The sequence below is a fragment of the Brasilonema octagenarum UFV-OR1 genome (assembly GCF_963888615.1).
GTDB classification, from domain to species: Bacteria; Cyanobacteriota; Cyanobacteriia; order Cyanobacteriales; family Nostocaceae; genus Brasilonema; species Brasilonema sennae.
The window spans coordinates 1-26,271 of the sequence record NZ_CAWPKW010000364.1; the positions used below are offsets into that span (position 1 = coordinate 1).

The window sequence follows — 26,271 nt, forward strand, 5'->3', positions numbered from 1 at the left end:
GTAAAGACAATACAGTGAAGCTATGGAATCTCTCTGGGCAGGAACTGCATACCCTCAAGGGGCATAGCGATGCAGTCTGGAGTGTGCTGTTCAGCCCGGATGGCAAGACGATTGCTTCTGGTAGTAAAGACAATACAGTGAAGCTATGGAATCTCTCTGGGCAGGAACTGCATACCCTTAAAGGGCATATGCGTGAAGTCACAAGTGTGGTATTTAGCCCGGATGGCAAGACTATTGCTACTGGTAGTTGGGACAGGACAGTTAAACTATGGAATCTCTCTGGGCAGGAACTGCATACCCTGAAGGGGTATAGGAATCAAGTCACAAGTGTAATGTTCAGCCCTGATGGCAAGACAATTGCTTGTGCTGGTTATGACAAGACAGTAAAACTGTGGAATCTCTCTGGGCAGGAACTGCATGCCCTGAAGGGACATAACGGTTATGTCTTAAGTGTGGTGTTCAGCCCGGATGGCAAAACAATTGCTACTGGTAGTTGGGACAGGACAATTAAACTATGGAATCTCTTTGGGCAGAAACTGCATACGCTTAAGGGGAATGATGGTAATGAAATAGTCAATAGTGTGGTGTTCAGCCCGGATGGCAAGACAATTGCTACTTGGAGTTTTAATACCGTCAAGCTATGGAATCTCTCTGGGCAGGAACTACATACCCTAAAGGGGCATAGCGGTAAAGTCTATAGTGTGGTGTTCAGCCCGGATGGCAAGACGATTGCTACTGATAGTAAAGACAAGACAGTAAAACTATGGAATCTCTCTGGACAGGAACTGCATACCCTTAAGGGGCATAGCGATGCAGTCTGGAGTGTGGTGTTCAGCCCGGATGGTCAGACGATTGCCACTGGTAGTAGAGACAACACGGTGAAACTATGGAATCGTTCTGGGCAGGAACTGCATACCCTGAAGGGACATAGCGGTGTAGTCACAAGTGTGGTGTTCAGTCCGGATGGTCAGACGATTGTTTCTGGTAGTGAAGACAACACCGTGAAGTTATGGAATCTCTCTGGGCAGGAACTGCATACCCTTAAGGGGCATAGCGATGCAGTCTGGAGTGTGCTGTTCAGCCCGGATGGTCAGACGATTGCTTCTGGTAGTACAGACAAGACAGTAAAACTATGGAATCTCTCTGGGCAGGAACTGCATACCCTCAAGGGGCATAGCGATTTAGTCTTAAGTGTGGTGTTCAGCCCGGATGGCAAGACGATTGCTACTGGTAGTTCTGACAACACCATGAAGCTATGGAATCTCTCTGGGCAGGAACTGCATACCCTTAAGGGGCATAGCGGTTCTGTCGATAGTGTGGTGTTCAGCCCGGATGGCAAGACGATTGCCACTGGTAGTGATGACAACACAGTAATACTATGGAATATGGATTTGGATAACTTATTAATACGTGGTTGTGATTGGGCTTCTGATTATCTGAACAATAACCCCAATGTTAAGGATGACCGTCACCTTTGTGATGATGTTCTTAATAGAAAGTAATGCCGGATTCAAATCTCCAGCGATTTAGACAGTTTTTGTCAGTCAATCTGTTAACAATGACAAGAATTAGTGAAAAATGACATTAATCTGTTAACAGTGACAAATAATTAGTTAATGTACAACCTGGATTCAAAAAATGGGTGACGAGGGATTTGAACCCGCAACCAATGGATTAAGAGTCCACTGCTCTACCGTTGAGCTAGTCACCCTAAGCAACATTAGGATTTATATCTTATCACCTCAAAGCAAAGCTTGTCCAGCAAATTCAGTTAAGTCGAGGCGAGATAAATTGTTTTCATCGCGCTCGACTCCGCTTTGTTTTACGTTCTTATTTCATGAAAGTCTTTTTTATACTGCTTGAAACCTGTTGAATTTACGCTCATTAACTGCTAGGAGTTGACTGCTGTAAATTTGCCGGAATTTGTTTTGGAACAGTCCAGAAGTAAATTGTTCTTCCATCCACTTGCTCGGTTTTCTCAGGTTTCCATTCACCCATATCAAAAGCGTGCGACACGATACGGGTACCAGGTTTGAGTTTCAAGATCTGCGGACGCAATTTGACATTGAGTTCAGGTAGCAAGTAGAGAGTTACTACTGTTGCATCACTAAAATCAGTAGTAAATAAGTCTTGTTGGAGAAACTGCACTTTGCCAGTGAGTCCTGCTTTTTGAGCATTTTCGTTAGCCTCTTTGATGCGTTGTGGATCTATATCTATACCAACAGCCTTTTTGACACCATATTTCTGTACTGCAGCAATGGGAATTCGTCCATCTCCACTACCAAGGTCATATAGAACATCATTTTTGCCAACCTTAGCAATTGTCAACATTCTATTGACAACTTCCGGAGGTGTTGGTACGTACACAACATCAGGTGTCCGTCCCGCAGGTTGAGCACTTGGTGTAGATCTTTGCTGGACTTCTACGGCAGAAGGAGACGCTTCATTCTGTGCTTGGGAATTCAGTTGTTCTTGCTGAGTGCAACCAGCCAACATTAGGCTACTTACACTGACTGTTGCAAACAAAACCTTTAACGTTGCCTGTAATTTCATGACATATCTCTCCATGAATTAAGGATTTGTGGAAGTGGTTCGTTGACGGTTGAGGAGCAGTAAAGGAATACCTGTTAAAAGAATAATCACTCCAGTGATACCTCCAATACCTGCATAAGTTAGGCTAGAGTATAGTAGGTATGCACAAATTGCACAAAATAGCAATGGTGTCCAAGGGTAAAGAGGCACACGGAAAGGACGGGGAACATTTGGCTCTCGGGAGCGCAGAACCAGTAATGCTACCCCAGACAGGAGAAAAAACAACCAAAACACTGGAGCTGTGTAATCTACCATTGTTTCAAAACCTTTGCGAGTTAAGGCACCGAGTACCACCAGTGCTAAGGAGATTGCCCCTTGAACCACCAAGGCATTCCTAGGGGTACCAGTACTTTCTTGCCAACGTCCCAGAAATGAAAAATTCCGAAAGTCACGCCCTAAAGCGTAGTTAGTACGGGCACCAGTAAAAATGGTGGCATTAACTGCACCTAAGGCTGAAACCGCAATTAAGAAGCTGACGAATCTTGCTCCATTTTCTCCAACAGCGCTACGCATCAAATCAGCTATTGGTGCTGACGATGAAGCCAAACCTGCAAGTCCCAAGCCGTAAATGAATGCTAGGTTAATCAACACAAAAATGACTGTGATGATGGCAATACTTCCTAACAACACACGCACCATGTTGCGTTTGCCATCCCGTACTTCTGCTGAGATGTAGGCAGCTTCATTCCAACCACCATAGGTTAGCAATACAAAAATCATTGCCTGACCAAAAGCGGCGTTTTGAGTAGCTGTAGTCGATGTATTTGGCGATACTTGTGGGGCAAAGAAAATACTAACAATAATTATTAGCACTAAACCGAGGACTTTTGCTGCCGTTAGCCAGTTCTGAGTCCACTTCCCTTGCTGCACACCTACAATATTCAAACCTGTCAGGCAAATGACCACACCTATAGCGTAAATGGCTGAAGAGTATTCCCCTAGAGGTAATAACTGAGAAGCATAATCCCCAAACACGAAGGCTGGTAGAGCAATCGAACCAGTTTGAATCACAGTCATCCGCGCCCAAGCAAACAAAAACGCAGGGCTTCTGCCAAAAGCACGCATCAGATAATGATAAGTTCCCCCAGCATCAGGATAAGCAGTCGTCAACTCTGCATAACAGAGTGCACCAACCAAAGACATCCCTCCACCTAGTAACCATGCTAGTAGTGCAATACCTCCACTCTGTACATTTGCTGCAACTAAGGCTGGTGTCTTAAATATGCCTACACCAACCACCATCCCAACAATCAAGGCAATTGCGTCAATTGTTGAAAGTGTAGGTTTTGGCACTGTTACTTTTGTTGCCATATAAGAAACTACCTGGAATTTTGGTAGTTAGCCAGGAGTAAACAACTTGAATAAAAGCTTAAGCTTTAGTGGAAATTTTTTTATCTACTTTAGGTATATTCCTGTTTTCCAGATATCTTTGGGCGAGGAATTTATTTTACAGATTGTGTTTTTTGTCAATACCAAAAATTTCCCTTTGTTTGAAGAGCGTTTATTGCTTGGGACTTTAATACGGAGTTGATTCATGATTATTCCTCTTTAGGTAATTTTCAAATGCTTTTCGTCTTTGCCTTTGTCGTAATCTTTAGCTTAGTTACCGAATGTGACATAAAAATGTCAACCCCAGTTAGACACTGCTCTCATAGACGAATGGCACTAACAAAAGCTATACTCCAGAAGTAGTGTGCGAACTGGTCAGGCGATAAGCCGGAGGCTTGACGCAAAGCATATTGCCAAGAGTACAAATACGCCTGTCAGGATGGGGCGATGATAGGCGCGTTGTCAATTTTTTTTTTGGCAGAAAAAGCTTTTATATTACAGGCTATTGACTAATTGGCTGATCCTCATCATTAGCCTTCTTTTGGGCAGATTTATCTGTTTGTTGCTCATCAGAAACAAGCACAAACTCAGTTTTTATATGAGATTTCTCACCCCATTGATCTAGAACATCTCTAATTAACACTTCTTGCACCCAAATCTTAGCCACAACTGTTAGGGGTAGTGCAAGAAACAAGCCTAGAAAACCAAAGAATGTGACAAAAAACAACTGAGCAATCAAGGTGACAGCCGGTAACAGCGACACTTGATGCGCCATGACAACGGGCGTAATGAAATTGCCCTCAGCTTGCTGGATGATAAAGTAGAGAATGAATACTGCAAGAACTTTCCAGGGAGCATCCAAAAGTGCGATCGCCATTGCTGGTACAACACTCATTGTCGGACCAAGATTAGGAATCAAGTTCAAAAATCCTGCTAAAACTCCCAAAGCCAGTGCTGAACGCACGCGCAAAATTGATAAGCCAATTAAGCTCATCAGTCCCACAACACTCATAGCAATTAAAGCGCCGGTTACCCATCCTTCCAACGACACTTCGCATTTATCTAAAATTCCGTCTACCCGCCGCCGATAAAATGAGGGGAACACGCGTACAAATACTTTGCGGTAAGCTTGGGGATCTGCTAATAACATCCCTGTCAAAACTAGTACCAACAAAATCTTAAGAACAACTTCCAAAGAGCCGGATACAAACGCAAAGGAGTTTCCCAGTGCTCGATTAATAAATGGTTGTGCTTGTTGAGTTAGGCTGTTGATATCAGGTATATATGGAATGATTTCGTCAGGAATGCGAGATCTGAATTCGTCAAACCAACCATTAAAACGATTCAAACCCTTGGGTACTTGATATGTTAAGTCTTGAAACTCCTTTGCAAAAGGCGGTACAACCACGAAGAAGAAGAGTACAATCAAGCCGAGAAAAATGGCTACTGATAACAAAACCGCAATTCCACGCTTCATTCCAGAGCGCTGGAACCTTCTAGCCAGTCGATTTAGGGTAGTTGCTAAGACAACTGCGGCAAACATCAGCAACAGGACTTCCCGAATCTGCCACAGAATATATAAAGAAATAACTAAAGCGATTAACCCTATCCATTGACCTAGATTCACTACCTGACTCCTGGCTGTTGACGAACTGCTTCTTCTTCTTAATGCAGTAAGGCTAGCTAATTCTAGCAGTTCCCGCCTACAGGTTTTTGATTAATTTTGCCGTCGTTGGAGTCGCCATAAGAAAACACTTGTCAGAATGACGCTCGGCAAAAAAACGATCACGAGGGCGTTGGTTGCTGTGGCTGGAATATATAAATTCGGAAGAATATACTTAATCAAAGCTGAGAGTCCAGCCGAGAGAAGAAACACTTTGAAAACAAATCCAAGCTGATTTTGCATAACAAGTACGGCAATTCACATTTATCTAGGGGGGGAGACACGAAATATAAAAATATATCTCATTCTTTAAAATAAATTTAAGCAGAGCAACAGACAACACTCTGCATTGTAAACCGCCATGATTTACTTGCCAGTGTCGCTGCTGCTATTTTTGGTGTTATTATTGCTGCTACCTTTTTTTTCGTTTGTTGTAGCAGTAGACGTGGTGGGAATTGCAGTTGCAAAATTAGGGTTTTCCCCATCTATCGCAACTTTATTATTTACGCTAGTGATATTGACCAGTACCATCAATGTCCCTTTGTACCGTACCGAATCCTCTGTAACAGTGGCAAATGACCTTGCTTCTTTGTGGGTGAGGGAATATTGGGGTATACCCCTTGGGAAAGTACAACGTTATACTGTGATAGCTCTGAATGTGGGGGGAGGCTTGATCCCTGTGTTGTTAGCACTTTATCAATTTACACAAGGAAACGCTCTCGCTATTCTATCAGTAACAGCCATTGTAACAGCTGTTAGCTATTACGCAGCGCGTGTTGTCCCTGGAATTGGCATACAAATGAATCCGTTGCTGGCTCCTTTGACTGCTGCTTTGTCTGCAATGTTAATTGCTGCAAACCATGCTGCTCCCGTTGCTTTTGCTGGTGGCATTCTTGGAACATTAATTGGTGCTGACTTACTGCATCTGAAGGACATTCAAGCAATGAGTTCGGGAGTTCTAAGTATTGGTGGTGCAGGGGTATTTGATGGTATCGCTTTGTGTGGTTTATTCGCTCTTTTATTAACGTGAGATAGTTATTTGCTATTTCTATAAATAAAGAACAAATAACGAGCAATAGAAAAAAGATTGGAGGGTAAATCAACAAATGCCAGTTGAAACTAATAATAAGAAAAAACGTCAAATCAAACTACCAAAAATACGTCAGTTTGGTGGTAGCTTACTCATTCTATTGACCCTTCTTTTTCTGCTGAACTTGATTGTTCCTAGCTTTTTTGGTCCTAAATTACCGCAAGTTCCTTATAGCGATTTTATTGCTCAGGTACAAACAGGAAAAGTAGAACGGGCGATTGTGGGGGGCGATCGCATTGAGTATGCGATTAAAACCCAAACCCCAGATGGTAAACCTACAGAACAAGTCTTTGCAACAACACCAGTGGCGCTCGACTTAGATTTACCTAAAATTCTGCGCGACAATAAGGTAGAGTTTGCCGCACCACTACCAGACCAAAATGGTTGGATTGGCACTGTTTTAAGCTGGGTTGCACCACCATTAATTTTCATTGCTATTTGGGGCTTTTTCCTCAATCGAGGTGGCGGTGGTCCCGCTGCACTGACAGTAGGTAAAAGTAAGGCTCGCATCTACTCTGAAGGTAGCACTGGTGTAAAATTTCTGGATGTTGCTGGTGTAGATGAAGCGAAAGTCGAACTGGAAGAGATTGTTGACTTTCTCAAAAATGCTGAGAAATACACAAACTTAGGAGCGAAGATTCCAAAAGGAGTTTTGCTGGTTGGACCTCCAGGAACGGGTAAAACACTCCTCGCCAAAGCAATTGCTGGTGAAGCTGCTGTCCCCTTCTTCAGTATCTCTGGTTCTGAATTTATCGAACTGTTTGTTGGTGTTGGTGCTGCACGAGTCCGTGACTTATTCGAGCAAGCAAAACAACAAGCGCCTTGTATCGTCTTTATTGATGAATTGGACGCACTGGGTAAATCTCGCGGTAGTGGTTCAATGATGGGTGGTAACGATGAACGCGAACAAACCCTCAACCAGTTACTCACCGAAATGGACGGCTTTGATGCCAATACTGGAGTCATCATCATCGCCGCTACCAACCGTCCGGAAATTCTAGATCAAGCACTGCGTCGTCCTGGTCGTTTTGACCGTCAAGTGGTTGTGGATCGTCCTGACAAAATTGGTCGTGAAGCGATTCTCAAAGTTCATGCCAGAAATGTCAAATTGGCTGATGATGTGAACTTAGCAACGATCGCCATCAGAACACCTGGGTTTGCTGGTGCAGATTTAGCGAACCTTGTCAACGAAGCTGCACTCCTTGCTGCACGCCAAAATCAACAAGCAGTGACGACGGCTGATTTTAACGAAGCCATTGAGCGTGTTGTTGCAGGTTTGGAGAAACGTTCTCGCGTTCTCAACGAAACCGAGAAAAAGACAGTTGCTTATCACGAAGTTGGTCACGCCATCATCGGCGCTTTGATGCCAGGAGCTGGTAAAGTCGAGAAAATCTCTGTTGTCCCTCGTGGTGTTGGTGCTTTGGGTTACACCATTCAAATGCCAGAAGAAGACCGCTTTTTGATGATAGAAGACGAAATTCGTGGTCGGATTGCAACCCTATTGGGTGGACGTTCTGCAGAAGAAACCGTCTTTGGCAAAGTGTCCACAGGTGCGAGTGACGATATCCAAAAAGCGACTGACCTTGCAGAACGCACCGTTACCCTCTACGGTATGAGTGATAAACTTGGTCCTGTGGCATTTGAAAAACCTCAACAGCAGTTTCTTGAAGGATATGGTAACCCGCGTCGTTCAATTAGTCCCGAAGTGGCAAGAGAAATTGACCGCGAGGTGAAGCAAATAGTAGATAATGCTCACCATATTGCCTTGAGTATTTTGCAAGAAAACCGCGACTTACTGGAGGAGACTGCACAAGAACTGTTGCAGAAGGAAATTCTCGAAGGTCCAAAACTGCGGGAACACCTCAACCAAGCCAAAGCGCCAGATGAATTAGCGCAATGGTTGCGGACGGGTAAGTTATCGGAAGATAAGCCCTTGATGCAAAGTTTGTTGGTTTAGGGATTTTGGATTGAATCTATATTGATCATTGAAAAGCGATCGCTCAAAAGGAAGTGCGATCGCTTTTTTATGAACCTATTGTTTTTAAAAACGAAAATTTACACAGTTGGTTCCTGATATTTGACTCCTCGTTTTTCGTGACGGTCATCAGCAACAATAGGATAAACAATGCTCCGTAATCGATTGATCGCACCGACAGGACGATGCACTGCTAGACCATTCCCAGGAGAAAAACTGAGATTTTCCCCAAAGTCATTTTCTTTGGGAGAATTAACCTTCTGATGCTTAACTGTTAGACGACCAATTGTAAAAAAGGGTGATTCCTCTTCATTCCAAGCAATGGTACTATCATCAATGGACATCTCTGGGCTAGTTTGAAATTGGATTTGAAAATCCCAACAATATTCAGCATCAGGCTTTGCTAAAGTTTGAATGATATCCTCTCGGTAGTAGTTGTCCTCTGAACCTGAGGCTTTGGCACGCTGAAGCTCACTTTCTGATCTGGACTCTAAAGGAAGCTGTTGATGAGGTGGTTGACTCGAAACCGGAGTAAATGCATATTTAATCACAACTGGATATTCCACAGGAACTCGACCTGGTTGGGATGGATCAAAATCAGATTTGAGTCCCAAAGAATACGCCGAAGCACTCCAATAACGTTCTATGAGCAAAGTCTTGGGAAACCGTTTGAAACTGGTTTCTAGAAGTGAGATTTCGTAGGGATGCAACTTTTTCCATAAAAGTATGAACGGTATAAGAAACGGAGACAGCTTTGCTCGATAAACCCCCGTAAAAAAGCTGTGGAAGTCTTTGATAGTTCTAATAAAAAAGAGTTCGGTATTGTGGACAATAATATCTTGGGTGTGGAACTCGTGACTTTGTGATAATCGCTCTCCTTCTACCCCTATCACTTTTACGGCCATTGAGCGCGTATCTCCTTCATAATCATTCTTAACTGAAAACGCACCACTAGCAAATCGTAGCCAAACCGGATATTGTTTGGGTTTTGCAAATAAACCTTGTTTTAGGGAAATGGCTTTGAGTTGAGCTTCAGTTAATGAGGTGCGTTTGCTCAATTCCTGCTTAATTGCTGCTTCATCAAAGTCAAAGATTTCTAGACTTCCTTGTACAGCAGCGTGGGTTTTAGAATGGGTGTCTCTCTTTGCAGTTTTTTTCTTCTCACCTCCGTAAAGATTTTCCATGTTCTTTTTGACGAGTTCACGCATGAGATCGCAATATTTGGCTTCGTCTTTTTCTGGGTATTCGGTAAATAGTTTCATTTTTCAAAACAGCTTAGTATTTGAACGAAAAATGTAAGAAAATCCCCTCTGTTTTGGTGACAGAGTTAAAGGGGTATTGTTAAGAGCGATGGCACTTTGTGCCCGCCAAAGTCGATTACGCGGAGATCGCACAAAGTGCTTGCCTCACATGAGCATCGCACTAAAAGCCGATGTGAAATCTTGCAAATTTATTGAAGGTCAAAAGTCACTTTGTACTTCTTGTCTGATGGAGGAACGTTGCGATTCACTAAATCTGAAACAGTCTTGGTATTTTGAATAATTTCCCAACCCACAGGAGAAAAAGTGTCTTTATTGAAGATATTGGGTGAGAGTAAAGGATTATTCAGCGCCTCAGAAAAGGCATCTATTCCAATTAAGCGTGCTACTAAGGGAGGGATAGTTGAATTTTTCCGCACCTCCTCGGCGTAGATTCCCACATAAAACTCAATATTATCAACATCACCATATAATTCTTTGAGTTTCTCTTGAGCAAATTCATCGCCAGTAATCTGCTCAAATTTGGTCACTCTGGGGAAACCACACATTTCTCGATAATCGTTGTAGCTTGCTAATTGTAGCTGTCGTCCTAATCTGATAGAGGGTAACTCTGTTAATTCAACCAGTATATCAGGAGTGTTGAATAAACCAATTCTTGTACCTGGTTGGGAACAAGTTTCCTCCATTAATGCCCCCAAACCTTTATCAATAAACATCTTATTATTCCAGAGAGATGCAGCAATATGGGTTGGTTTGCCGTCATACTTAAAGGTATCCGGAATTGAACTATGCCAGCGATAAACAAAATCAAACTCAATTGTCATCCAATTGGGACGATACCAACTTTCCTTCGTAAAAGCCGCAGGATCGGCAAACAACTTAAAGTGATAGGGAGTTATGTGGTTAATAAACTCTTCCATAATGATGTTTAAAATAATCGCCATGAGAATATTTCTCGCGGTTTGGAAGAGGCGTTCATCATCCCAGTCTGGATAACTGCGTACTAACTCATCACAAAGACGATTATGTTCCCGGATACATAGAGTGTTGAGCATGACATAGCCAATTTGCACATTTGCTCGTTCTACTCCCATCGCAAACAGATATTGTTTTTTGTCTGGAGGCTGTCTTTTTTCATCATTGACGGGTTCATAAAGACCGTTAAATTGAGGATCAACTTTACCCTGTGCTGGATCAGCATAGTAAAACAAGGGATATTCTTCTTCTATGCCATCTTGACGTTTGAGTTTTTGAGTTTTGAATTTACCTCCTTGAAAGGTTCTTAAAAGATGTGTTTGTTTTCTGGTTAAACCATAAACATTACACAAATCAATTTCATGGTTTGAAGTATTTTTTAATTTATGACCCTGGTTGTGATCGATGCGGAGAAAACTATCGGTAAACCACTGCACCCAATAGGGAAACAGCATAGTCGATTTGCTAGAATAAATCGTTTTACCATCTCTTTTACGAAATAAAATCGCCAAATCTTCGACTTTAGGCAAATTCTTCTGGGAGTTCAACTTTGGATCAGGCGGTAAATGCCGTCCAATATAAGTGCGATCATTGAGTGATTCCCAGGAAGTATAAGTATCAGTTTTCTTCTGAATGTTAGTATCAGGAATCTGCTCATCTAGAGTCATCATACTGTAGGGATTAGGACGAGTAGGAATTTTGTAGATGAGACTATTGATTAGAGTTTTGTTAACTTTGCGTGCCAGAGATTGATTGCTTTGTACAAATTTCCAAACACCTTTAAAATTTGTTAAAACGAATGTTTGAATTTTATTGTCTAATCCGTCTTTAGATGTGTCTCTTTTTCCAGCCATAATTGTTTTTTCCTCTCTTTTTTCACATGATGTATTGAATGGACTGATTCAATCTAGAATCCCCCGCTATTGCTAAAAGGGAGTTAATGTCAAGAACTCACATCATTCAGTTTGTCGAGAATTTTTTGGAGATTCTTGGGTCGATAGTCCTGGCGACTTTTCAAACGGTTAACCGTGCTTTCATGAAGATCTTCAATAACATCGCCGATTTCACGCAACTTGATTCCTGCCAATTTAAAGAATCCAGCATCGTTTTTAAAGTCACATTCATAATCCGGGTTAATGCCTGTGGGAATCACACTTGGATCTAAGTCAAGCCCCAATCCTAGGTTACCGATGGAGTCAATCATCCACTGTAGGGCAGCATCTGATAACCCCCTGTATTCTTCGGTTCCACCGCCAACGCAACCATGCGCACCTGGAAACCACTTTTGAATCACTCGCTGGTTTTCGGCGTCAGGATTCTTTTTCATGGGAGTTACATCAAAGACTTCGCGCATTTCGTCGATCGCCATAGCGTGCAATGCATTCTGAACATCTTTGTTTAAAGTCGTGTCATGGAATCTATACCGCTTATTCAGCTGCTCGTTCAACTGTTTGAAGGCGGGTATTCCAGGAATACCAAGGGCACCGACGGTGTCAAAACAACCGAGTAAGGTGATCGGCACGCTCTCTCCGTAAGTTTTACGGTATTCTTTTGCTTCCTGATCCTTAGGTTTAACACCCCGACTACGATAAAGCTCGTAAGCTTCATGTGTTTTGGTGACATGGGGTCGGCTTAGAAGACCAGAGCAATAGATCATCCCCACTAGACTCCTAACTGTGTAAGCACCACGACTGAAGCCGAACAGATAGATTTCGTCACCCTTAACATAGTTGAGGCTAAGAAATCGGTAGCCATCTTCAATATTTGCATCGATTCCTAGTCCCATAGCTCCGCCTAAAACCTTTTGACTCTCGGTTCCAATGCCTGCGTCATAAAATATGACTTGTGGAACCCCATCATTGGCGATCGGTTTCACGGACTGAGCCAGTTTAACTATATTGCTTGGGTAAGGATTTGTTAACTGTTGCCAGGTTCCATCACAACAAACTACAAGACGTTTCTTCATAGTTCTATTTCAAAACCTTTGAGTAATTAGAACAACATTATTTTATACCAAAACTTGATCCTGTGGCATTTGAAAAACCTCAACAGCAGTTTCTTGAAGGATATGGTAACCTGCGTCGTTCAATTAGTCCGCAAGTCGCCAAAGAAATTGACTGCGAGGTGAAGCAGATAGTAGATAATGCTCACCATATTGCCTTATTTTGCAAGAAAACCGCGACTTACTGGAGGAGACTGCACAGGATCTGTTGCAGAAGGAAATTCTGGAAGGCGCACAACTGTGGGAACGCTTCAACCAAGCCAAAGCACCCGCTGAACTAGCGCAATGGTTGCGGACGGGTAAGTTATCAGAAGATAAGCCCTTGATGCAAAGTTTGTTGGTTTAGGGATTTTGGATTGAATCTATATTGATTATTGAAAAGCGATCGCTCTAAGGTGTGGCGATCGCTTTTTTTCGCCTAAATTTTTTCACCTGCAACTGACCTCAAATCACAGTTAAGTAACTACAAATGTCTTCAACTGGTTGATTTATATAAAGTTAGTAATAGTTGATTGCCCAATAGCCCATTACGGCATTGTGCTTTGTTGCAGTCGCAATATTCGTTAAACTTTTGTTTGTTTGACTTCTTCCTGTTCTACTTGTTGAGTAGTTGGTTCTGCATCGGTCGGTCTTTGGACAACAACCCCTAGCAAAACAGTAGCAATACCACCAACGCTACCGCCAACTTTCTGATCAATAACCCCTTGGGTAGTGAGGACAGTGGAAACACCTGCAACAACACCCAGGAAAGTTCCAAGTAAATCAAGTTGCTTTTTGTTGAGTTTCATAGTGGATAATCAAAGTTAATGAGAGTTTACTGAAAAAAAGAGATATCAAGTTAATAGCTGAGATAAAACCCATATATTAAGTTGAGCCAAAGGTTTAGCTTGTTTGTGTTCCTTCTGATTGTTAATAGTGGAGAGTGAGACTAACTTATGCACAAAGGGGATAGAAACCGGTCGGATGGTGCCACTAGAAGTTATATTTTTCTCTTTTGAAAGAACGAAGACCATACCTTTTAGAGTTCCCTACAGACAATAAAAAATGTGAAAACTCGCGCAAAGACACAAAGGCACAAAGAATTTTTTGGTGTCCTTTGCGTCTTTATGGTTGTTTTCTTAACTTCGCTGCCAAATTTTAATCGTCTTATCTAAACTCCCACTCACTAATAGTTCTCCTGAAGCAGTAAAAGCTAATGCCGTAACTGTATGTGTGTGACCTGTAAATGTACCCAGCAGTTCTCCCGTTTCTAGGTGCCACAACTTAATCGTTTTATCTGCACTGCCACTGGCAATAATTTGTCCATCAGGACTCAACGCAATAGCGTATACTCCGTCCCTGTGTCCGTTGAGGGTGTGAAGTAATTCCCCATTTTCTAAGTGCCAAATTTTAATCGTTTTATCTCGACTACCACTGACTAAAATTTTGCCATCCATAGTGACAGCCAAGGAACGAATAATATGGGAATGACCTGTAAACGAGTGCAATAACTCAGGAGCGAAAGGTATCTGACTTTCCTGTTGGCAGATACGCCAGACTTTAATTTTGCGGTAACTCCCTGTAATCAGAGTTTGTCCATCAGGACTCAACGCTAGTGAATGGGCTGCTGTATCTTCTAGAGATAAGGCAGTAGCAACCTGACGCTGCATCAAGTCCCAAAACATAATTGTTCTATCATCGCCCCCAGTTGCTAACATTCGTCCATCTGGAGTAAAGGCAACACACCGCACCATTCCATTATGCTTGTGCAAAATATCAATCAAGTCTTGTGCCCCTACGTGCCAAAGTTTAATTGTGGAGTCTGCACCAGCACTGACTAATGTCTGCCCATCTGGACTGAAAGCCAGCGAATTCACTTCATCAACTAACCCAGAAAAAATCCAAGGATGTTCTGATAATGTCCCTACTAACTCACCTTTGGTCAAATCCCATAGCTTTGTCTCCCCACGACTACCACTTGCCACAAGAGGAGATGTGTTCCCATTGTTACCCCTGTGACTGAAAGCTAGGCAATTAATTCCCCTGGTATGTCCTTTTAAGGTCTGCCAGCATTCCCATTCACCTACTATTGTCTTGAGTGGATGGTCTGATGGTAAAGTCTGAATTGTTTCTGTGATCACAATTTCATTCAAGACTCGTAGCTTATCTTTTTGAGTACTCAGTGATTCTAAATACCAACTCAGCCCTCCCGCGTACAACAACTGACTTGGGGTAATGTGTAGTTTTGGCTCACTAAATTCAATTTGATTTGTGGGTAAAAAACCTGCTACGATCACTTGCTTTTCATAACCTCTTTGACCAGTAAATGGGTAAAACAAACATAGAAAAATTAAGACTTGATGATTTTTTAAATCTTCTTGTGTGATCGACCATCTAACTTTGTCTTTTTTGATACTGTTAAAACTTTCTCCATCAGCAGCATAAACCTGAAGACTGACTTTGGGATTTAAGCTAAGCACGTAGGGAAATTTGCTTTCACCACGTAAATTTCCCTCATCATCTAGAACTATATTGTTCAAGCTATCTTGTGCCACTTTTTTCACCTGCTTGCCTAGGCGATCGCCCATGACTCGGTCAACAATTTGCTCTCGCAAAAGATAATCTTCCGCTTGGTGCTGGAAGTATCTTGGAAAGGGAATTGCCCAGTCAGGAGAATCAGGATATTCAGGCGGTGTCGGAGGGGGATTTTTGGCGATAATTTCTGCTTGTTTGCAAGCAATCTCCAGCAGTTTTGCCAATGATTCGCCCCAAAATGCCATAATTTCGCTATGGCAACCTTTGACTTGACTTTCCAGCAAAAAAAGATCGTAAGTCTTAGGTTTTTTGATTCGTTGAAGGAAATCAGCTTGTTGAGCCTTTAGTAAGCTAATCCAATCCATTTGCATTCCTGCCGCGCAGTATTTGCATACCTACGTTAAGTTAAGTCAAGGCAATCGCTCAAGTTAGTATATCAACTTCAGTTGTTTAAGGAGTCGGTTATTTCAGTAGTTAATGTAACACAACCTTTTGGTGTTGATAGACACTAAATGACTATAGTCAAGTGATGACGTAGCCAGTTTGCCTTGAAAAAATTGAGATGATAGATGATTTTACCTAACCAAAAGCATGAAATACTGTTTCACCGGACGCAGTTTTAGACAAAACTGTGCTCAAATTTGAACAAATTTGAAGACTCGTTGAAAAAAAGCTCTATCCTAGCTTTTTAAACATAGACACTTACAGCAATTTTCAGCTACATAGACTAACTTTAAGACAGGGGGTAGAAGATATATGAAAGTGCATTAAAAAAATGTATTTTCAAATACTTTTTATTATTGTAATGTATTGGAACGAGCACATGGCGTGGATCTATCTTTTTATTGCTGGTTTATTTGAGGTAGGGTGGGCAATTAGTTTGAAGTATGCACAAGGGTTTACTAAGTTTGGTTCCAGTGTCGCCACTATTACCCTCATGATACTCAGTTTCACCTTTTTGTCTAAAGCCCTGCGTACACTACCGCTTGGAACTGCTTACACTATCTGGACAGGTATAGGAGCTGTTGGTACGGTTTTGTTGAGTATAGTTTTATTTCAAGAACCTCTTGAAGTGCGCCGCCTCACTTGCATTGGCTTAATTGTCATAGGTGTGATAGGACTGAGGCTAGTTTCTCCACATTAACCGTGAGCCTACAGTACAGTATGTTTTAGGTAAAACACACCACCGGAAAATCAGGAAGTGAAGAAGTAGGCAAATAAGCCAGTCTTGTGATGAATCGTTAAATTTTCTACCACAAGTGTGAGCCGTAAGAGCCAGAGATCTGCAACTATTGCTGTGGAGAAATAAAGAGTGATTCATGGATATTCAAACACCAGACTGGGTTAAACACGCTGTTTTTTACCAAATCTTTCCAGATCGGTTTGCCAAAAGCAAACAACCCCGGAAACGGCTTTTACAAAATGCTGCTTGGGAAGATTGGGAAGCTATGCCTACACTCCAAGGTTATAAGGGAGGAGATTTGTGGGGGATTCTAGAGCAGTTAGATTATATACAAGACCTGGGAATTAATGCCATTTACTTCACACCGATCTTTCAGTCAGCTTGCAATCACCGCTATCACACACACGACTATTATCAAGTTGATCCAATGCTGGGTGGTAACCCGGCTTTTAAGGAATTGCTAGACGCTGCTCACGCACGGAATATCAAAGTTGTTCTGGATGGAGTATTTAACCATTCTAGTCGTGGATTCTTCTTTTTTCACGATGTTTTGGAAAATGGCCCTCATTCACCTTGGGTAGATTGGTTTAAGATAGAGGGCTGGCCCGTTTCTGCTTACAATGGTGAATTTCCTGCCAATTATGTGGGTTGGAATGACAATCGAGCGCTGCCAGCGTTTAATCATGATAACCCCCAAGTGCGAGAGTATATCATGGAAATCGCCGAATATTGGGTTAAATTCGGCATTGACGGCTGGCGGTTGGATGTGCCTTTTGAAATTAGAACTCCTGGTTTTTGGCAAGAGTTCCGTCAGCGAGTCAAAGCAATTAATCCCGAAGCTTATATTGTCGGCGAAGTTTGGGGAGACTCCCGTCAATGGTTGGATGGAACTCAATTTGATGGGGTGATGAATTATTTGTTTGCGGGACCGACTATTGGTTTTACCGCTGGCGATCGCGTCGTCATGGAACAAGTACAAAGCCGCGACTACAAACCCTACCCACCGTTGTTCGCGCCTGAGTATGCTGAGAAAATTGAACGACTCTTGAAACTTTACCCTTGGGAGATTCAACTGACTCAACTAAATCTACTTGCGAGTCACGATACAGCACGCTTGCTGACGATTGCTGGTGGTGATAAAGCAAGTTCAGAATTAGCAACTTTACTGCTTCTTACCTTTCCTGGTGCTTCCAGTATCTATTATGGTGATGAAGTTGGTTTACCAGGAGCTATTGATCCAGACTCTCGACGTGGTTTTCCACTAGAAGCTAATTGGGATAGGGAAATTCTCAAGACTCATCGCGAATTAATTGCCATAAGACACGCTTACCCATGTTTGCGTACAGGCGATTACAAAGTCCTATATGCTCAAGGAGCACTCTATATCTTTGCGCGAGTTTTGGGAACAGAAGAATTGATTGTTGCGGTTAACGTTGGTACTGCTGAAGCAAAAGGAAATGTTGAGATTACAAATTTGAACACTCAACCTAATAAGCTTTTGTATGGCGCTGCACACGTAGAGTGGAGTGTTGAGGGAGAATCTAAGAGTCTGACTTTAAGTCTTCCTCCACGCTCAGGCTCCATTATAGGTGTAGGGTAAATGAAAGGGGTGTAGGGGTGTAGGGGTATAGGGGTAATTAGCCCCGAAGTTTAAGGTTCCAAGCCCCTTAATTCATTAATGGAAAATATGAAAAATATCAACCGAGATAGGTAGTACTTGGTTGATGGCGTCAAAAATCAACCCCCTCAATTTATTGATGGGAACCCTTACACCCTTACACCCTTACACCCCTAGTTGTTGACTTCTCCTACCCTTGCAGGAGTGCAGTAGATTGCACTTTTATTTTCCTGCAATGATTGCAGGCATCAACACTGCATCAATAACATGGATGACGCCATTGTCGGTAATAATGTCAGTTTTGACGACATTGGCGTCATTGACTTTCACTTTACCATCAGCAGAATCAATTGCCACAATTGACCCCTCTAGTGTTTCAGCATGGTCAATTTCAATTAAATCCTCATGCATAGCATCCCCGTAGGCTACATGATACATGAGAATATTTTTTAATTTGGGGATGTCTTGCAGCAATGAATCTAAAGTTCCAGGTGGTAGCTTATTAAACGCTTCATCCGTGGGTGCAAAAACTGTATAGGGACCAGGACTTTTGAATATCTCTAGGAGTTCTGCAGCTTCAACCGCCTTCACCAGCGTATTGAAATTTCCGGCGTTAATAGCAGTGTCAACAAGGTCAGGCATGAGATAATGTTATGAGGTTACAAAATATTTATAAAGTGATAAAAAAGTATCAGCCTCTATCAACAGAAAGGTTGCTTGTAACTAAACAGCGGGCGGTAAGCATGTTGGTGCTGCTAAACTGAAAAGAATGACTTCACTCAACCAGTAATTTATGCTAAAGCGTTCTAAGTTCGAGACGACTCAATCGCAAGTTATGCACCGTGCTGAGGATCTAATTAGTGCAGCCTCAAATCGTTACCGCATTACAGTTCAAGTGGCAAATCGTGCGAAGCGTCGGCGTTACGAAGACTTTGACAATCCAGATGATACAATGATGAAGCCAGTACTGAGGGCAATTATCGAAATGTCTGATGAACTGACTCAACCAGAAATTATTGGTGAAGTCTAGAGTGATGTCTACTGCAAAGAAGCAGGAGACAAGGAAGCAGGGGAATAAAAGACTCCCTCATCTCCCTCACTCCCGCTTTCTCTCACTCTCCTTCCCTCCCCATCTCCCCTTGCAGCACATGATTAGGGGAGTTGGGATAATACTGATTAGTCTACTTGTTTTGAGTTCTTCCCAACCGGCTGACGCTCAAAGAGTTACTCCTGGTGAAGCTTGGCAAGCAGTTTATCAACAATTACCCGACTTAGCGCGAGAAAATCAGTACGTTAGCAAAGAAACGGGCAAAGTTTCAGAAAATAACACCTTGGTCAGTCGTATGATACGGTATCACTCCTATTTGAAGGGACGTCCATCAAACTATCGACTGGATTGGAAGCTGACTTTGGCTGATTACCTGGGTGCTAATGAAGTGATGTATGAGACGACTTATCCTGGGAATGATACTCTGAAAAAAAATCCTTTTGATGGCGATCGCGCTGTTATTGCACGGCTAAACCGTCGCCAGCGGGATGCGTTGGTGCAAGCTTTAGTAAATGTTTTTAATCCTAATTCCCAAAGTACACCAGCTTCTACCCCCACTCCCTCCTCATCAGCGCCAGAGAACACAACCCCAACTCCCAGACGAGTACCCAAACAAGGCGGTGCGCAGTTACTTAAGTGATGACTTGAAAATAAAGACAGAGGGAGTGAGGGAGAGAGGGAGTGAGGGAGAGAGGGAGAGAGGGAGAATATTTTTATGCGTTATTGGTGTACGCAGTTCATGACGGCGGGAACATCCCAATTTTGCCAATTTACCAACATGATGAGTTGTCATTGCGAGCAGAACGTAGTGGAGCGAAGCAATCGCAAAGTCTAGATGTTGCGATTGCTTCGCTTCATTTCATTACGCTCGCAATGACAAAATATATTTTTACACATTTGGGATGCTCCCATGACGGCTACTTATAAGTCTTGATCAAATCAGGAAAATAACTCACGAAAACTAAATATTTTAATATAGTTTCATAACGATTGAAATAACTATGAAACTCAATTTATTTGCGGATATACTCAGTCCGAAGGTTCGTAAAAGCAGTGCGCTTTACGCCGTCGCCTTCACCATCACCTCCACAGCAACTCTGACTCAGCCAAGTTATGCTCAAAACCAAAAGTTCTTCTGCGGAATGAGCAAAGGTGTTCCAGCAACACTGGTTCGCACCTCACGGGGAAACATCCCGATGATTCGCTGGGTTGATGCAGGATTTGCTCCTCCTTGGATTCCTGAAAGGCGCTGTGAAGAAATATCTGCCAGATTCCAACGATTCTACGAGAATGGGACGCTAAATTTCCTCCGCACTGGTAGATCTGAGCGTCAACCTGTATTGTGCGTTGCTGCCGAAAAAGGTGGTCCTTGTTTACCTGAGGGAATATTGCTCACTCTCAAGCCTGGTAAAAATCCTGAAGATATTCTACAACAACTGTTTAATAGTCGCGGTGGGGCTAGTCCTGGAATCGTTGAACTAGGTGGTGACAGCAGCAGAGATGTTGTTTCCTCAGAAAAAGACGCAGCTTACCTTGATGTCCAAAAACTCCTCTCTAAGATGGAAGGTAGAGAAAGCACATCTTGTCCCGCAGGACAACCTCTTTGGAAATGTTAAGCAAATTGCAAACTAAATCAACATGCAATGGCGCTTACTTCTACTGGTTGCCTGTATTGGTAGTTTATCAATCTCCTCGGTAGCATCAGCACCGAATGTCGGGGTTTGTGTTGAGCAACCGTTAAAACAACGTTTGGGAAACCAACTGCAATACAAAGCTAAGTCGATTACAGTCAAAGTCTTGTCAAAAGACTTTCTGGGGTCAGGTATTCTGATTCACAAACAAGGCTCAGTTTATACAGTACTGACGAATGCTCATGTACTCAAGTCAGGCAAACCTCCCTATCAAATTCAAACCCCCGACGGTTATGTGTATGTGGCTGATGTCCCTAGCACCAAAGACTCTCCTCCCTACTTTAAAAACAATGATTTGGCTGTTTTGCAGTTTCGCAGTCCTAAACTCAGCTATGCGATCGCCTCTATTGGTTCAGCATCAAGTCTGAATGTCGGCAATGAAGTGTTTGCAGCTGGATTTCCCTTTGATTTTGACACAAATCAAGACCAAGGCTTTGTTTTTAGAATAGGTAAAGTTTCTTTAATTCTGAAGAAAGCTTTAGAAGGTGGCTACCAAATTGGATATACTAACGATTTACAAAAAGGTATGAGTGGAGGACCACTGCTCAATCGCTTTGGTGAGGTGGTAGCTATCAATGGAATGCACGCTGAACCTCTTTGGGGTAATCCTTACGTGTATCAGGATGGAACTCAACCGGAACAACCTTTGCGAGAGAAAATGAGTAAATCTAGCTGGGGGATTCCGATTGAGACATGGAAAAATGCGAAAAACCCCACTCCTTAACCTCATCGCGTTTTACCTCACCCTTGATTTTAGCTTTGCTAAAATCTTTCCCTCTCCTTATTAAGGAGAGGGATGCCCGACAGGGCAGGGTGAGGTTTACCCCGCAGTCACTCTCGTTCCCAGGCTCCAGCCTGGGAATGCAGTTCGCTTAGGCTCTGCCTCTGGTAGCTCAGGAGGCAGAGCCTCCATTGCTGCATTCCTTGCCAGAGACAAGGAACGAGACATTCGCCTTACGATGGTGGTGTACATCTCGCGTTTTACCTCACCCTTGATTTTAGCTGCGCTAAAATCTTTCCCTCTCCTTAATAAGGAGAGGGATGCCCGATAGGGCAGGGTGAGGTTCTTCAGGATTTATAAGCAATTCAGCGAACTTAATACTACTAATTTTGATATAACAATTATTAGGGCAAAATTTAAATATGAATTTCTTTTCTCGTCATCTACCACCGGTGCTGATGGGTGCAGCAGTCGTAATGGTGCAACCTCAACTCGCTGTCGCATTATCTCCAACACAAATCAGCGACATTGCGAAAGAATTTACTGTTCTGATTACTGGTGAAGGTATTGGTTCTGGGGTGATTTTTGAACGTAAAGGTGACACTTATTCTGTGATCACCAATCAGCACGTGGTGACTAACGATGGGAGATATGAAATTCAAACACCTGATGGCAGTCGCTACCCAGTTTACTACAAGCAAGAACTACCTGGGTTGGACGCTGCAATTGTGCAGTTCACAAGCAAGAAAAATTACCGCCTTGCGAGTTTAGGTAACTCTGACCAAATCAGGCAAGGGATGACAGTTTATGTGGTAGGTTGGGGTTCGGTTAATGATTTATCAGATAAAACCAACAAATCCAGCTATCTTACCTTTGCTGGAATCATTGAAAGTCTGAGCAAAAACCCACAGCAAGGTTATGGTTTGGCATATAACAATCAGGCGATACCCGGAATGAGTGGTAGTCCGGTACTAGATGAAAATGGTCGTGTGGTGGGGATTAACGCAGCAAGACTTGATCAAAATCTTACGGTACAAGGAACACGACTGTTGGAAGGTTGGAGGTTAGGAATTCCGATTAACATGGTTTTAAGAACTCTAAATCGTCCGGTAAGTTCGCCAGTAACCGCACAACAACCAGGTGCTAAACCAAATCTAACTACTGCAGGACAAGCAGATATAAGGAAAACGTTTGCAAGACTAAGGAGAACTGAAGCTTTAATTAGCTCAGGGGGAGCTAAGAAAAATAGAAAAGACTACCAAGGAGCTATTGCTGATTACAACCAAGCCTTGCTGATTAATCCCAATAATCCTGATGCTTACTATGGACGAGGTCTCGCTTACTATTATCTGAAAAAGTACCAGGCAGCTCTTGAGGACGTGAACAAGTTACTGCAACTCAGTCCTAAAAATGCGTTTGCTTACGTAGTACGGGGTTGTATCCGCACTTTGTTGGGAGACAAGCAAGCAGCGCTTACCGATTTTAACCAGGCACTTCAGTTAGATCCCAAACATGTAAATGCCTACAACAACAGGGGTGTTATCCGCCAGGAGTTGGGAGACAAGCAAGCAGCGCTCGCTGATTTTAACCAGGCGATTCAATTAGATCCCAAATTGGCACTTGCTTACACCAACAGGGGTGATATCCGCTATGATTTGGGAGACAAGCAAGCAGCGCTCGCCGATTATAATCAGGCAATTCAGTTAGATCCTAAAGATGCAAATGCCTATATTACCAGGGGTAAGTTCCGCTATGAGTCGGGAGACAAGCAAGCAGCCCTGGCAGATTATAACCAGGCAATTCAGTTAGACCCCAAATTGGCACTTGCCTACACCAACAGGGGTCTTCTCCACTATGAGTCGGGAGACAAGCAAGCAGCCCTGGCAGATTTTAACCAAGCAATTCAGTTAGACCCCAAATTAGCACTTGCCTACAACAACAGGGGTGTTCTCCGCTATCAGTCGGGAGACAAGCAAGCAGCCCTGGCAGATTTTAACCAGGCAATTCAGTTAGACCCCAAATTGGCACCTCCCTACAATAACATTGGGTTGCTCAAATACGAACAAGGAGATATAGAAGGAGCTATCCGTCAGTTTCAAACCGCTATTAATAATGACAGCAAATTAGTAGAACCCCAATTAGCTCTGGCAGTGGCACTTTATAGTAAAGGAGAGCAGCAACGGGGTTTAACGATGGCAGAAGCAGCTTTGCGTTTGGACAAACGTTTTGCTGATTTAAAGTTTCTCAAAGAACAATTCTGGGGGGATAAGCTAATAGCAGATGCGAAAAAGCTTTTAGAAAATCCTAAGATTAAGGAGATAATATCTCGCCCATCTCGCAGTCAATGATATTTATATAATTACGAAAAAAACAATATGACTACTAACCTTTTACAACGCATTACCTATAATCCTGACGTGTGTCACGGCAAGCCTTGTATTAGAGGACTTCGTTATCCTGTAGAATTAATTCTCGAATTGCTTAGTTCTGGCATGACAATAGGTGAAATTTTAGCAGATTATGAGGATTTAGAGCGGGAAGACATTTTAGCTGCTCTACAGTTTGCAGTTCGCCTTAGCCAAGTAAAAAGTATCTATAAAATTGCCTCGTGAAATTTCTTGTTGACGCTCAATTACCTGTTCGACTCGCTCGATTCCTGGAATCTGCTGGCTACGATACAATTCATACAAAAGACTTACCTCACAAAAATGCGACATCAGATACAGAGATTAATTCTATTTCAATACGGGATAACCGTATAGTAATTACCAAGGATTCTGATTTTTTAAATTCTTTTTTAACGATTAAAGAGCCTTATAAATTACTTCTTATTACCACAGGTAATATTAATAACCTAGAATTAGAGGCAATATTCGCAGCTAATTTGCAATTCTTAAGTGAGTTATTTGTTAGTCATTCCTATATTGAAATGACTCGCGATTCAATCATCGTTCACTATTGAGGCAGAGCCTCAGGTTATGCATTCCCTGGCTCTGCCAGGGAACGAGGAAAATTCTGTTTTTCTTACTTGGATGGCGTGGACGTGTTTTCCCGAATCTCCAACGAATTAATCATTGCTTGTGCAGTTTTTAAAAACGCATCATATTGACTTTCTTCTGCTGTGTAAGTCACAATGTATGCTTTGCTATCCTTTACTGTCCAAACCGCCATCATCTTAACATTAACTTGCTCTTGCTTTCCTGTGTAAATAACTTCATGTGCTGGTAGATTTGCCAATTTAGCTGGATGCGATTCATGAATTCTAGGACTTGTTGAATACTGGGTGATTTCATTAACTTTTGAATTTGTATACTCAGGTAATGAAATAGGTTTTTGCAAGTCTTGCATTTCTACAGATAGTTCTGGTTGAAAAGAATTGGAACTATTGTTTTGAGGAAGAAAGAATTTAGCAACATCACCAGTAAATCTATCTTCTATCTTTTGAATTCTCCAAGATTTAGGATATTTCATCCTAATCATAAAATAGTTAGAACTATCATAAGTCAAAAGTGATGAATCATGATGTGATGAAGCGAATATTTTATCTCGTATTTCTGGAACCAACACGGCTATACAAGGGACAAGAGCAATAAACACTAAAGCTAAAGCAATCTTTGTATTTTGCCACTTCTTTAATTTATTTTTTGTGACTAAGCTTGAAAGCGCTTGCGAAACCTCATTGACTGACTGATAGCGCTTACGAGAATCATAACGCACCATTTTGTCTAAAATATCTGCTAGCTGAGGTTTAACTTGTACCAAATCTCGCCAAACAACTTCATGAGTCTCTGGATTTTTTGGGAGTTGTTTAGGCAAAATTCCTGTCAGGGCTTGGATAGCAGTGATACCCAAAGCATAAATGTCGCTGTTAAATTCTGGATTGCCAATAGCTTGTTCACTTGGCACATAGCCGGGAGTACCAATAGGGACTGTCTTTCCTTGAGAGTTAGGTTTCAAGGTACTGATTTTTTCTTTGACTGCCCCAAAGTCAATCAGAACTAATTTGCCATCTGAGGTACGTCTAATAATATTTGAAGGTTTAATATCTCGGTGAATAATATTCTGCTGATGAACAAACTCTAATATTTTTAAAATATCCTGCAAAAAATTAATAACTTTATCTTCACTCCACTGTTTACCTGGTATGATATCGTTGCTTAGAATATCACCGTTTATAAATTCTTGAACTAAATAAAATTCTCCATTTTCCTCAAAATGCGCTGAAAGTCGCGGAATTTGGTCATGGTTTCCCAACTTATACAGGACTTGTGCTTCCGTTTCAAATAAACGTGTGGCTGTTTGTAAGACAAACGGATCCCGAAGCTGGGGCTTGAGTTGCTTAACTATGCAATATGGTTTGCCAGGTAAGTCTTTATCTAGAGCCAGATAAGTCTCACTAAACCCTGTTCCCAAATGTTTTATAATTTCGTAGCGCCCCCGGAGCGTTCTTCCTAGCATTTGATTCACCATTAGGTGCACAAGTTCCTCACCTGATGCTTGATACCGATTGTGGCATAGAATCTGATTTAGCAGAAGATATCTACGCCATGATACGGAACCTCACCCTGCCCTGTCGGGCATCCCTCTCCTTATTAAGGAGAGGGAAAGATT

At 42.3% G+C, this 26,271-nt stretch carries 23 protein-coding genes, 1 tRNA gene and 1 pseudogene; 13 read left to right on the top strand and 12 right to left on the bottom strand.

What is annotated here, in order from left to right:
• On the top strand, window positions 1–1,502 hold a 1,502-nt coding region (locus AC5590_RS32645), incomplete at its 5' end, for a WD40 repeat domain-containing protein (protein WP_169267389.1).
• Between the two features lie 137 nt (window positions 1,503–1,639).
• On the opposite strand, the gene AC5590_RS32650 is transcribed toward AC5590_RS32645, so the two are convergent.
• From AC5590_RS32650 to AC5590_RS32665, 4 genes are all read right to left on the bottom strand, one after another.
• Window positions 1,640–1,711 (bottom strand) — tRNA-Lys (locus AC5590_RS32650).
• A 173-nt stretch (window positions 1,712–1,884) separates the two neighbouring features.
• Window positions 1,885–2,553 (bottom strand): class I SAM-dependent methyltransferase, encoded by a 669-nt coding sequence (locus AC5590_RS32655; RefSeq protein ID WP_169267390.1) that lies wholly within the window; start codon window positions 2,551–2,553, stop codon window positions 1,885–1,887.
• 18 nt (window positions 2,554–2,571) lie between these two features.
• Window positions 2,572–3,903: an APC family permease gene (locus AC5590_RS32660; protein WP_169267391.1), complete on the bottom strand. Its 1,332-nt coding sequence runs from the start codon at window positions 3,901–3,903 to the stop codon at window positions 2,572–2,574.
• A gap of 520 nt (window positions 3,904–4,423) precedes the next feature.
• Window positions 4,424–5,548 (bottom strand): AI-2E family transporter, encoded by a 1,125-nt coding sequence (locus AC5590_RS32665; RefSeq protein WP_169267392.1) that lies wholly within the window; start codon window positions 5,546–5,548, stop codon window positions 4,424–4,426.
• 397 nt (window positions 5,549–5,945) lie between these two features.
• On the opposite strand from AC5590_RS32665, the gene AC5590_RS32670 reads away from it, so the two are divergent.
• Together AC5590_RS32670 and ftsH are read left to right on the top strand one after the other, a co-directional pair.
• On the top strand, window positions 5,946–6,614 hold the full coding sequence (locus AC5590_RS32670) for a DUF1614 domain-containing protein (RefSeq protein WP_169267393.1): 669 nt from the start codon (window positions 5,946–5,948) through the stop codon (window positions 6,612–6,614).
• Window positions 6,615–6,690: 76 nt separating this feature from the next.
• Window positions 6,691–8,631 (top strand): ATP-dependent zinc metalloprotease FtsH, encoded by a 1,941-nt coding sequence (ftsH, locus tag AC5590_RS32675; protein ID WP_169267394.1) that lies wholly within the window; start codon window positions 6,691–6,693, stop codon window positions 8,629–8,631.
• A gap of 98 nt (window positions 8,632–8,729) precedes the next feature.
• Here the strand turns inward: ftsH and AC5590_RS32680 are convergent, their stop codons facing one another.
• The 3 genes from AC5590_RS32680 to AC5590_RS32690 all read right to left on the bottom strand — a co-directional run bounded on the left by AC5590_RS32680 (window position 8,730) and on the right by AC5590_RS32690 (window position 12,849).
• Window positions 8,730–9,911 carry a catalase family protein gene (locus tag AC5590_RS32680; RefSeq protein WP_169267395.1) on the bottom strand — a complete coding sequence of 394 codons (1,182 nt, stop codon included), beginning with the start codon at window positions 9,909–9,911 and terminating at the stop codon, window positions 8,730–8,732.
• Between the two features lie 188 nt (window positions 9,912–10,099).
• Window positions 10,100–11,737: a peroxidase family protein gene (locus AC5590_RS32685; RefSeq protein ID WP_169267396.1), complete on the bottom strand. Its 1,638-nt coding sequence runs from the start codon at window positions 11,735–11,737 to the stop codon at window positions 10,100–10,102.
• A gap of 89 nt (window positions 11,738–11,826) precedes the next feature.
• Complete coding sequence (locus tag AC5590_RS32690; RefSeq protein WP_169267397.1) at window positions 11,827–12,849, bottom strand: T6SS phospholipase effector Tle1-like catalytic domain-containing protein; 1,023 nt, start codon at window positions 12,847–12,849, stop codon at window positions 11,827–11,829.
• A gap of 50 nt (window positions 12,850–12,899) precedes the next feature.
• On the opposite strand from AC5590_RS32690, the pseudogene AC5590_RS32695 reads away from it, so the two are divergent.
• A pseudogene (locus tag AC5590_RS32695) lies at window positions 12,900–13,231 on the top strand (ATP-dependent zinc metalloprotease FtsH); the annotation flags it as partial.
• A gap of 217 nt (window positions 13,232–13,448) precedes the next feature.
• On the opposite strand, the gene AC5590_RS32700 reads toward AC5590_RS32695, so the two are convergent.
• Window positions 13,449–13,673, bottom strand: coding sequence for a hypothetical protein (locus AC5590_RS32700; protein WP_169267398.1), 225 nt, complete (start codon window positions 13,671–13,673; stop codon window positions 13,449–13,451).
• A 330-nt stretch (window positions 13,674–14,003) separates the two neighbouring features.
• A complete protein-coding gene (locus tag AC5590_RS32705; protein ID WP_169267399.1) occupies window positions 14,004–15,764 on the bottom strand; it encodes a WD40 repeat domain-containing protein in 1,761 nt (586 codons plus the stop codon).
• A 458-nt stretch (window positions 15,765–16,222) separates the two neighbouring features.
• Between AC5590_RS32705 and AC5590_RS32710 the strand changes: the two genes are divergently transcribed.
• Both AC5590_RS32710 and AC5590_RS32715 read left to right on the top strand, forming a co-directional pair.
• Entirely contained in the window at window positions 16,223–16,543 is a 321-nt protein-coding gene (locus AC5590_RS32710; RefSeq protein WP_169267400.1) for a DMT family transporter, read from the top strand.
• A 175-nt stretch (window positions 16,544–16,718) separates the two neighbouring features.
• Entirely contained in the window at window positions 16,719–18,182 is a 1,464-nt protein-coding gene (locus AC5590_RS32715; RefSeq protein ID WP_169267401.1) for a glycoside hydrolase family 13 protein, read from the top strand.
• Window positions 18,183–18,422: 240 nt separating this feature from the next.
• On the opposite strand, the gene AC5590_RS32720 is transcribed toward AC5590_RS32715, so the two are convergent.
• Complete coding sequence (locus AC5590_RS32720) at window positions 18,423–18,842, bottom strand: fasciclin domain-containing protein (protein ID WP_169267402.1); 420 nt, start codon at window positions 18,840–18,842, stop codon at window positions 18,423–18,425.
• Window positions 18,843–18,993: 151 nt separating this feature from the next.
• On the opposite strand from AC5590_RS32720, the gene AC5590_RS32725 reads away from it, so the two are divergent.
• The 4 genes from AC5590_RS32725 to AC5590_RS32740 all read left to right on the top strand — a co-directional run bounded on the left by AC5590_RS32725 (window position 18,994) and on the right by AC5590_RS32740 (window position 21,663).
• Window positions 18,994–19,230, top strand: a complete 237-nt coding sequence (locus tag AC5590_RS32725; protein WP_169267403.1) for a DNA-directed RNA polymerase subunit omega — start codon at window positions 18,994–18,996, stop codon at window positions 19,228–19,230.
• A gap of 118 nt (window positions 19,231–19,348) precedes the next feature.
• A complete protein-coding gene (locus tag AC5590_RS32730; RefSeq protein WP_169267410.1) occupies window positions 19,349–19,888 on the top strand; it encodes a hypothetical protein in 540 nt (179 codons plus the stop codon).
• Window positions 19,889–20,249: 361 nt separating this feature from the next.
• Window positions 20,250–20,864 carry a COP23 domain-containing protein gene (locus AC5590_RS32735; RefSeq protein ID WP_169267404.1) on the top strand — a complete coding sequence of 205 codons (615 nt, stop codon included), beginning with the start codon at window positions 20,250–20,252 and terminating at the stop codon, window positions 20,862–20,864.
• A gap of 22 nt (window positions 20,865–20,886) precedes the next feature.
• Window positions 20,887–21,663: a S1 family peptidase gene (locus tag AC5590_RS32740; RefSeq protein ID WP_169267405.1), complete on the top strand. Its 777-nt coding sequence runs from the start codon at window positions 20,887–20,889 to the stop codon at window positions 21,661–21,663.
• Between the two features lie 96 nt (window positions 21,664–21,759).
• Here AC5590_RS32740 and AC5590_RS32745 read toward each other — a convergent pair whose 3' ends face one another.
• The gene (locus AC5590_RS32745; protein ID WP_498824346.1) at window positions 21,760–21,912 is read right to left on the bottom strand and encodes a hypothetical protein; all 153 of its coding nucleotides are present in this window, start codon (window positions 21,910–21,912) and stop codon (window positions 21,760–21,762) included.
• Window positions 21,913–22,082: 170 nt separating this feature from the next.
• On the opposite strand from AC5590_RS32745, the gene AC5590_RS32750 reads away from it, so the two are divergent.
• From AC5590_RS32750 to AC5590_RS32760, 3 genes are read left to right on the top strand one after another with little or no spacing between them, the layout of a single operon-like run.
• Complete coding sequence (locus tag AC5590_RS32750) at window positions 22,083–24,008, top strand: serine protease (RefSeq protein ID WP_169267406.1); 1,926 nt, start codon at window positions 22,083–22,085, stop codon at window positions 24,006–24,008.
• A 27-nt stretch (window positions 24,009–24,035) separates the two neighbouring features.
• Window positions 24,036–24,272 carry a DUF433 domain-containing protein gene (locus tag AC5590_RS32755; RefSeq protein WP_169267407.1) on the top strand — a complete coding sequence of 79 codons (237 nt, stop codon included), beginning with the start codon at window positions 24,036–24,038 and terminating at the stop codon, window positions 24,270–24,272.
• Window positions 24,269–24,622, top strand: coding sequence for a DUF5615 family PIN-like protein (locus tag AC5590_RS32760; protein ID WP_169267408.1), 354 nt, complete (start codon window positions 24,269–24,271; stop codon window positions 24,620–24,622). Before AC5590_RS32755 ends, AC5590_RS32760 begins: the two co-directional genes overlap by 4 nt.
• Before the next feature lie 62 nt (window positions 24,623–24,684).
• On the opposite strand, the gene AC5590_RS32765 is transcribed toward AC5590_RS32760, so the two are convergent.
• Window positions 24,685–26,118: a serine/threonine-protein kinase gene (locus AC5590_RS32765; RefSeq protein ID WP_169267409.1), complete on the bottom strand. Its 1,434-nt coding sequence runs from the start codon at window positions 26,116–26,118 to the stop codon at window positions 24,685–24,687.
• Window positions 26,119–26,271 lie beyond the last annotated feature (153 nt).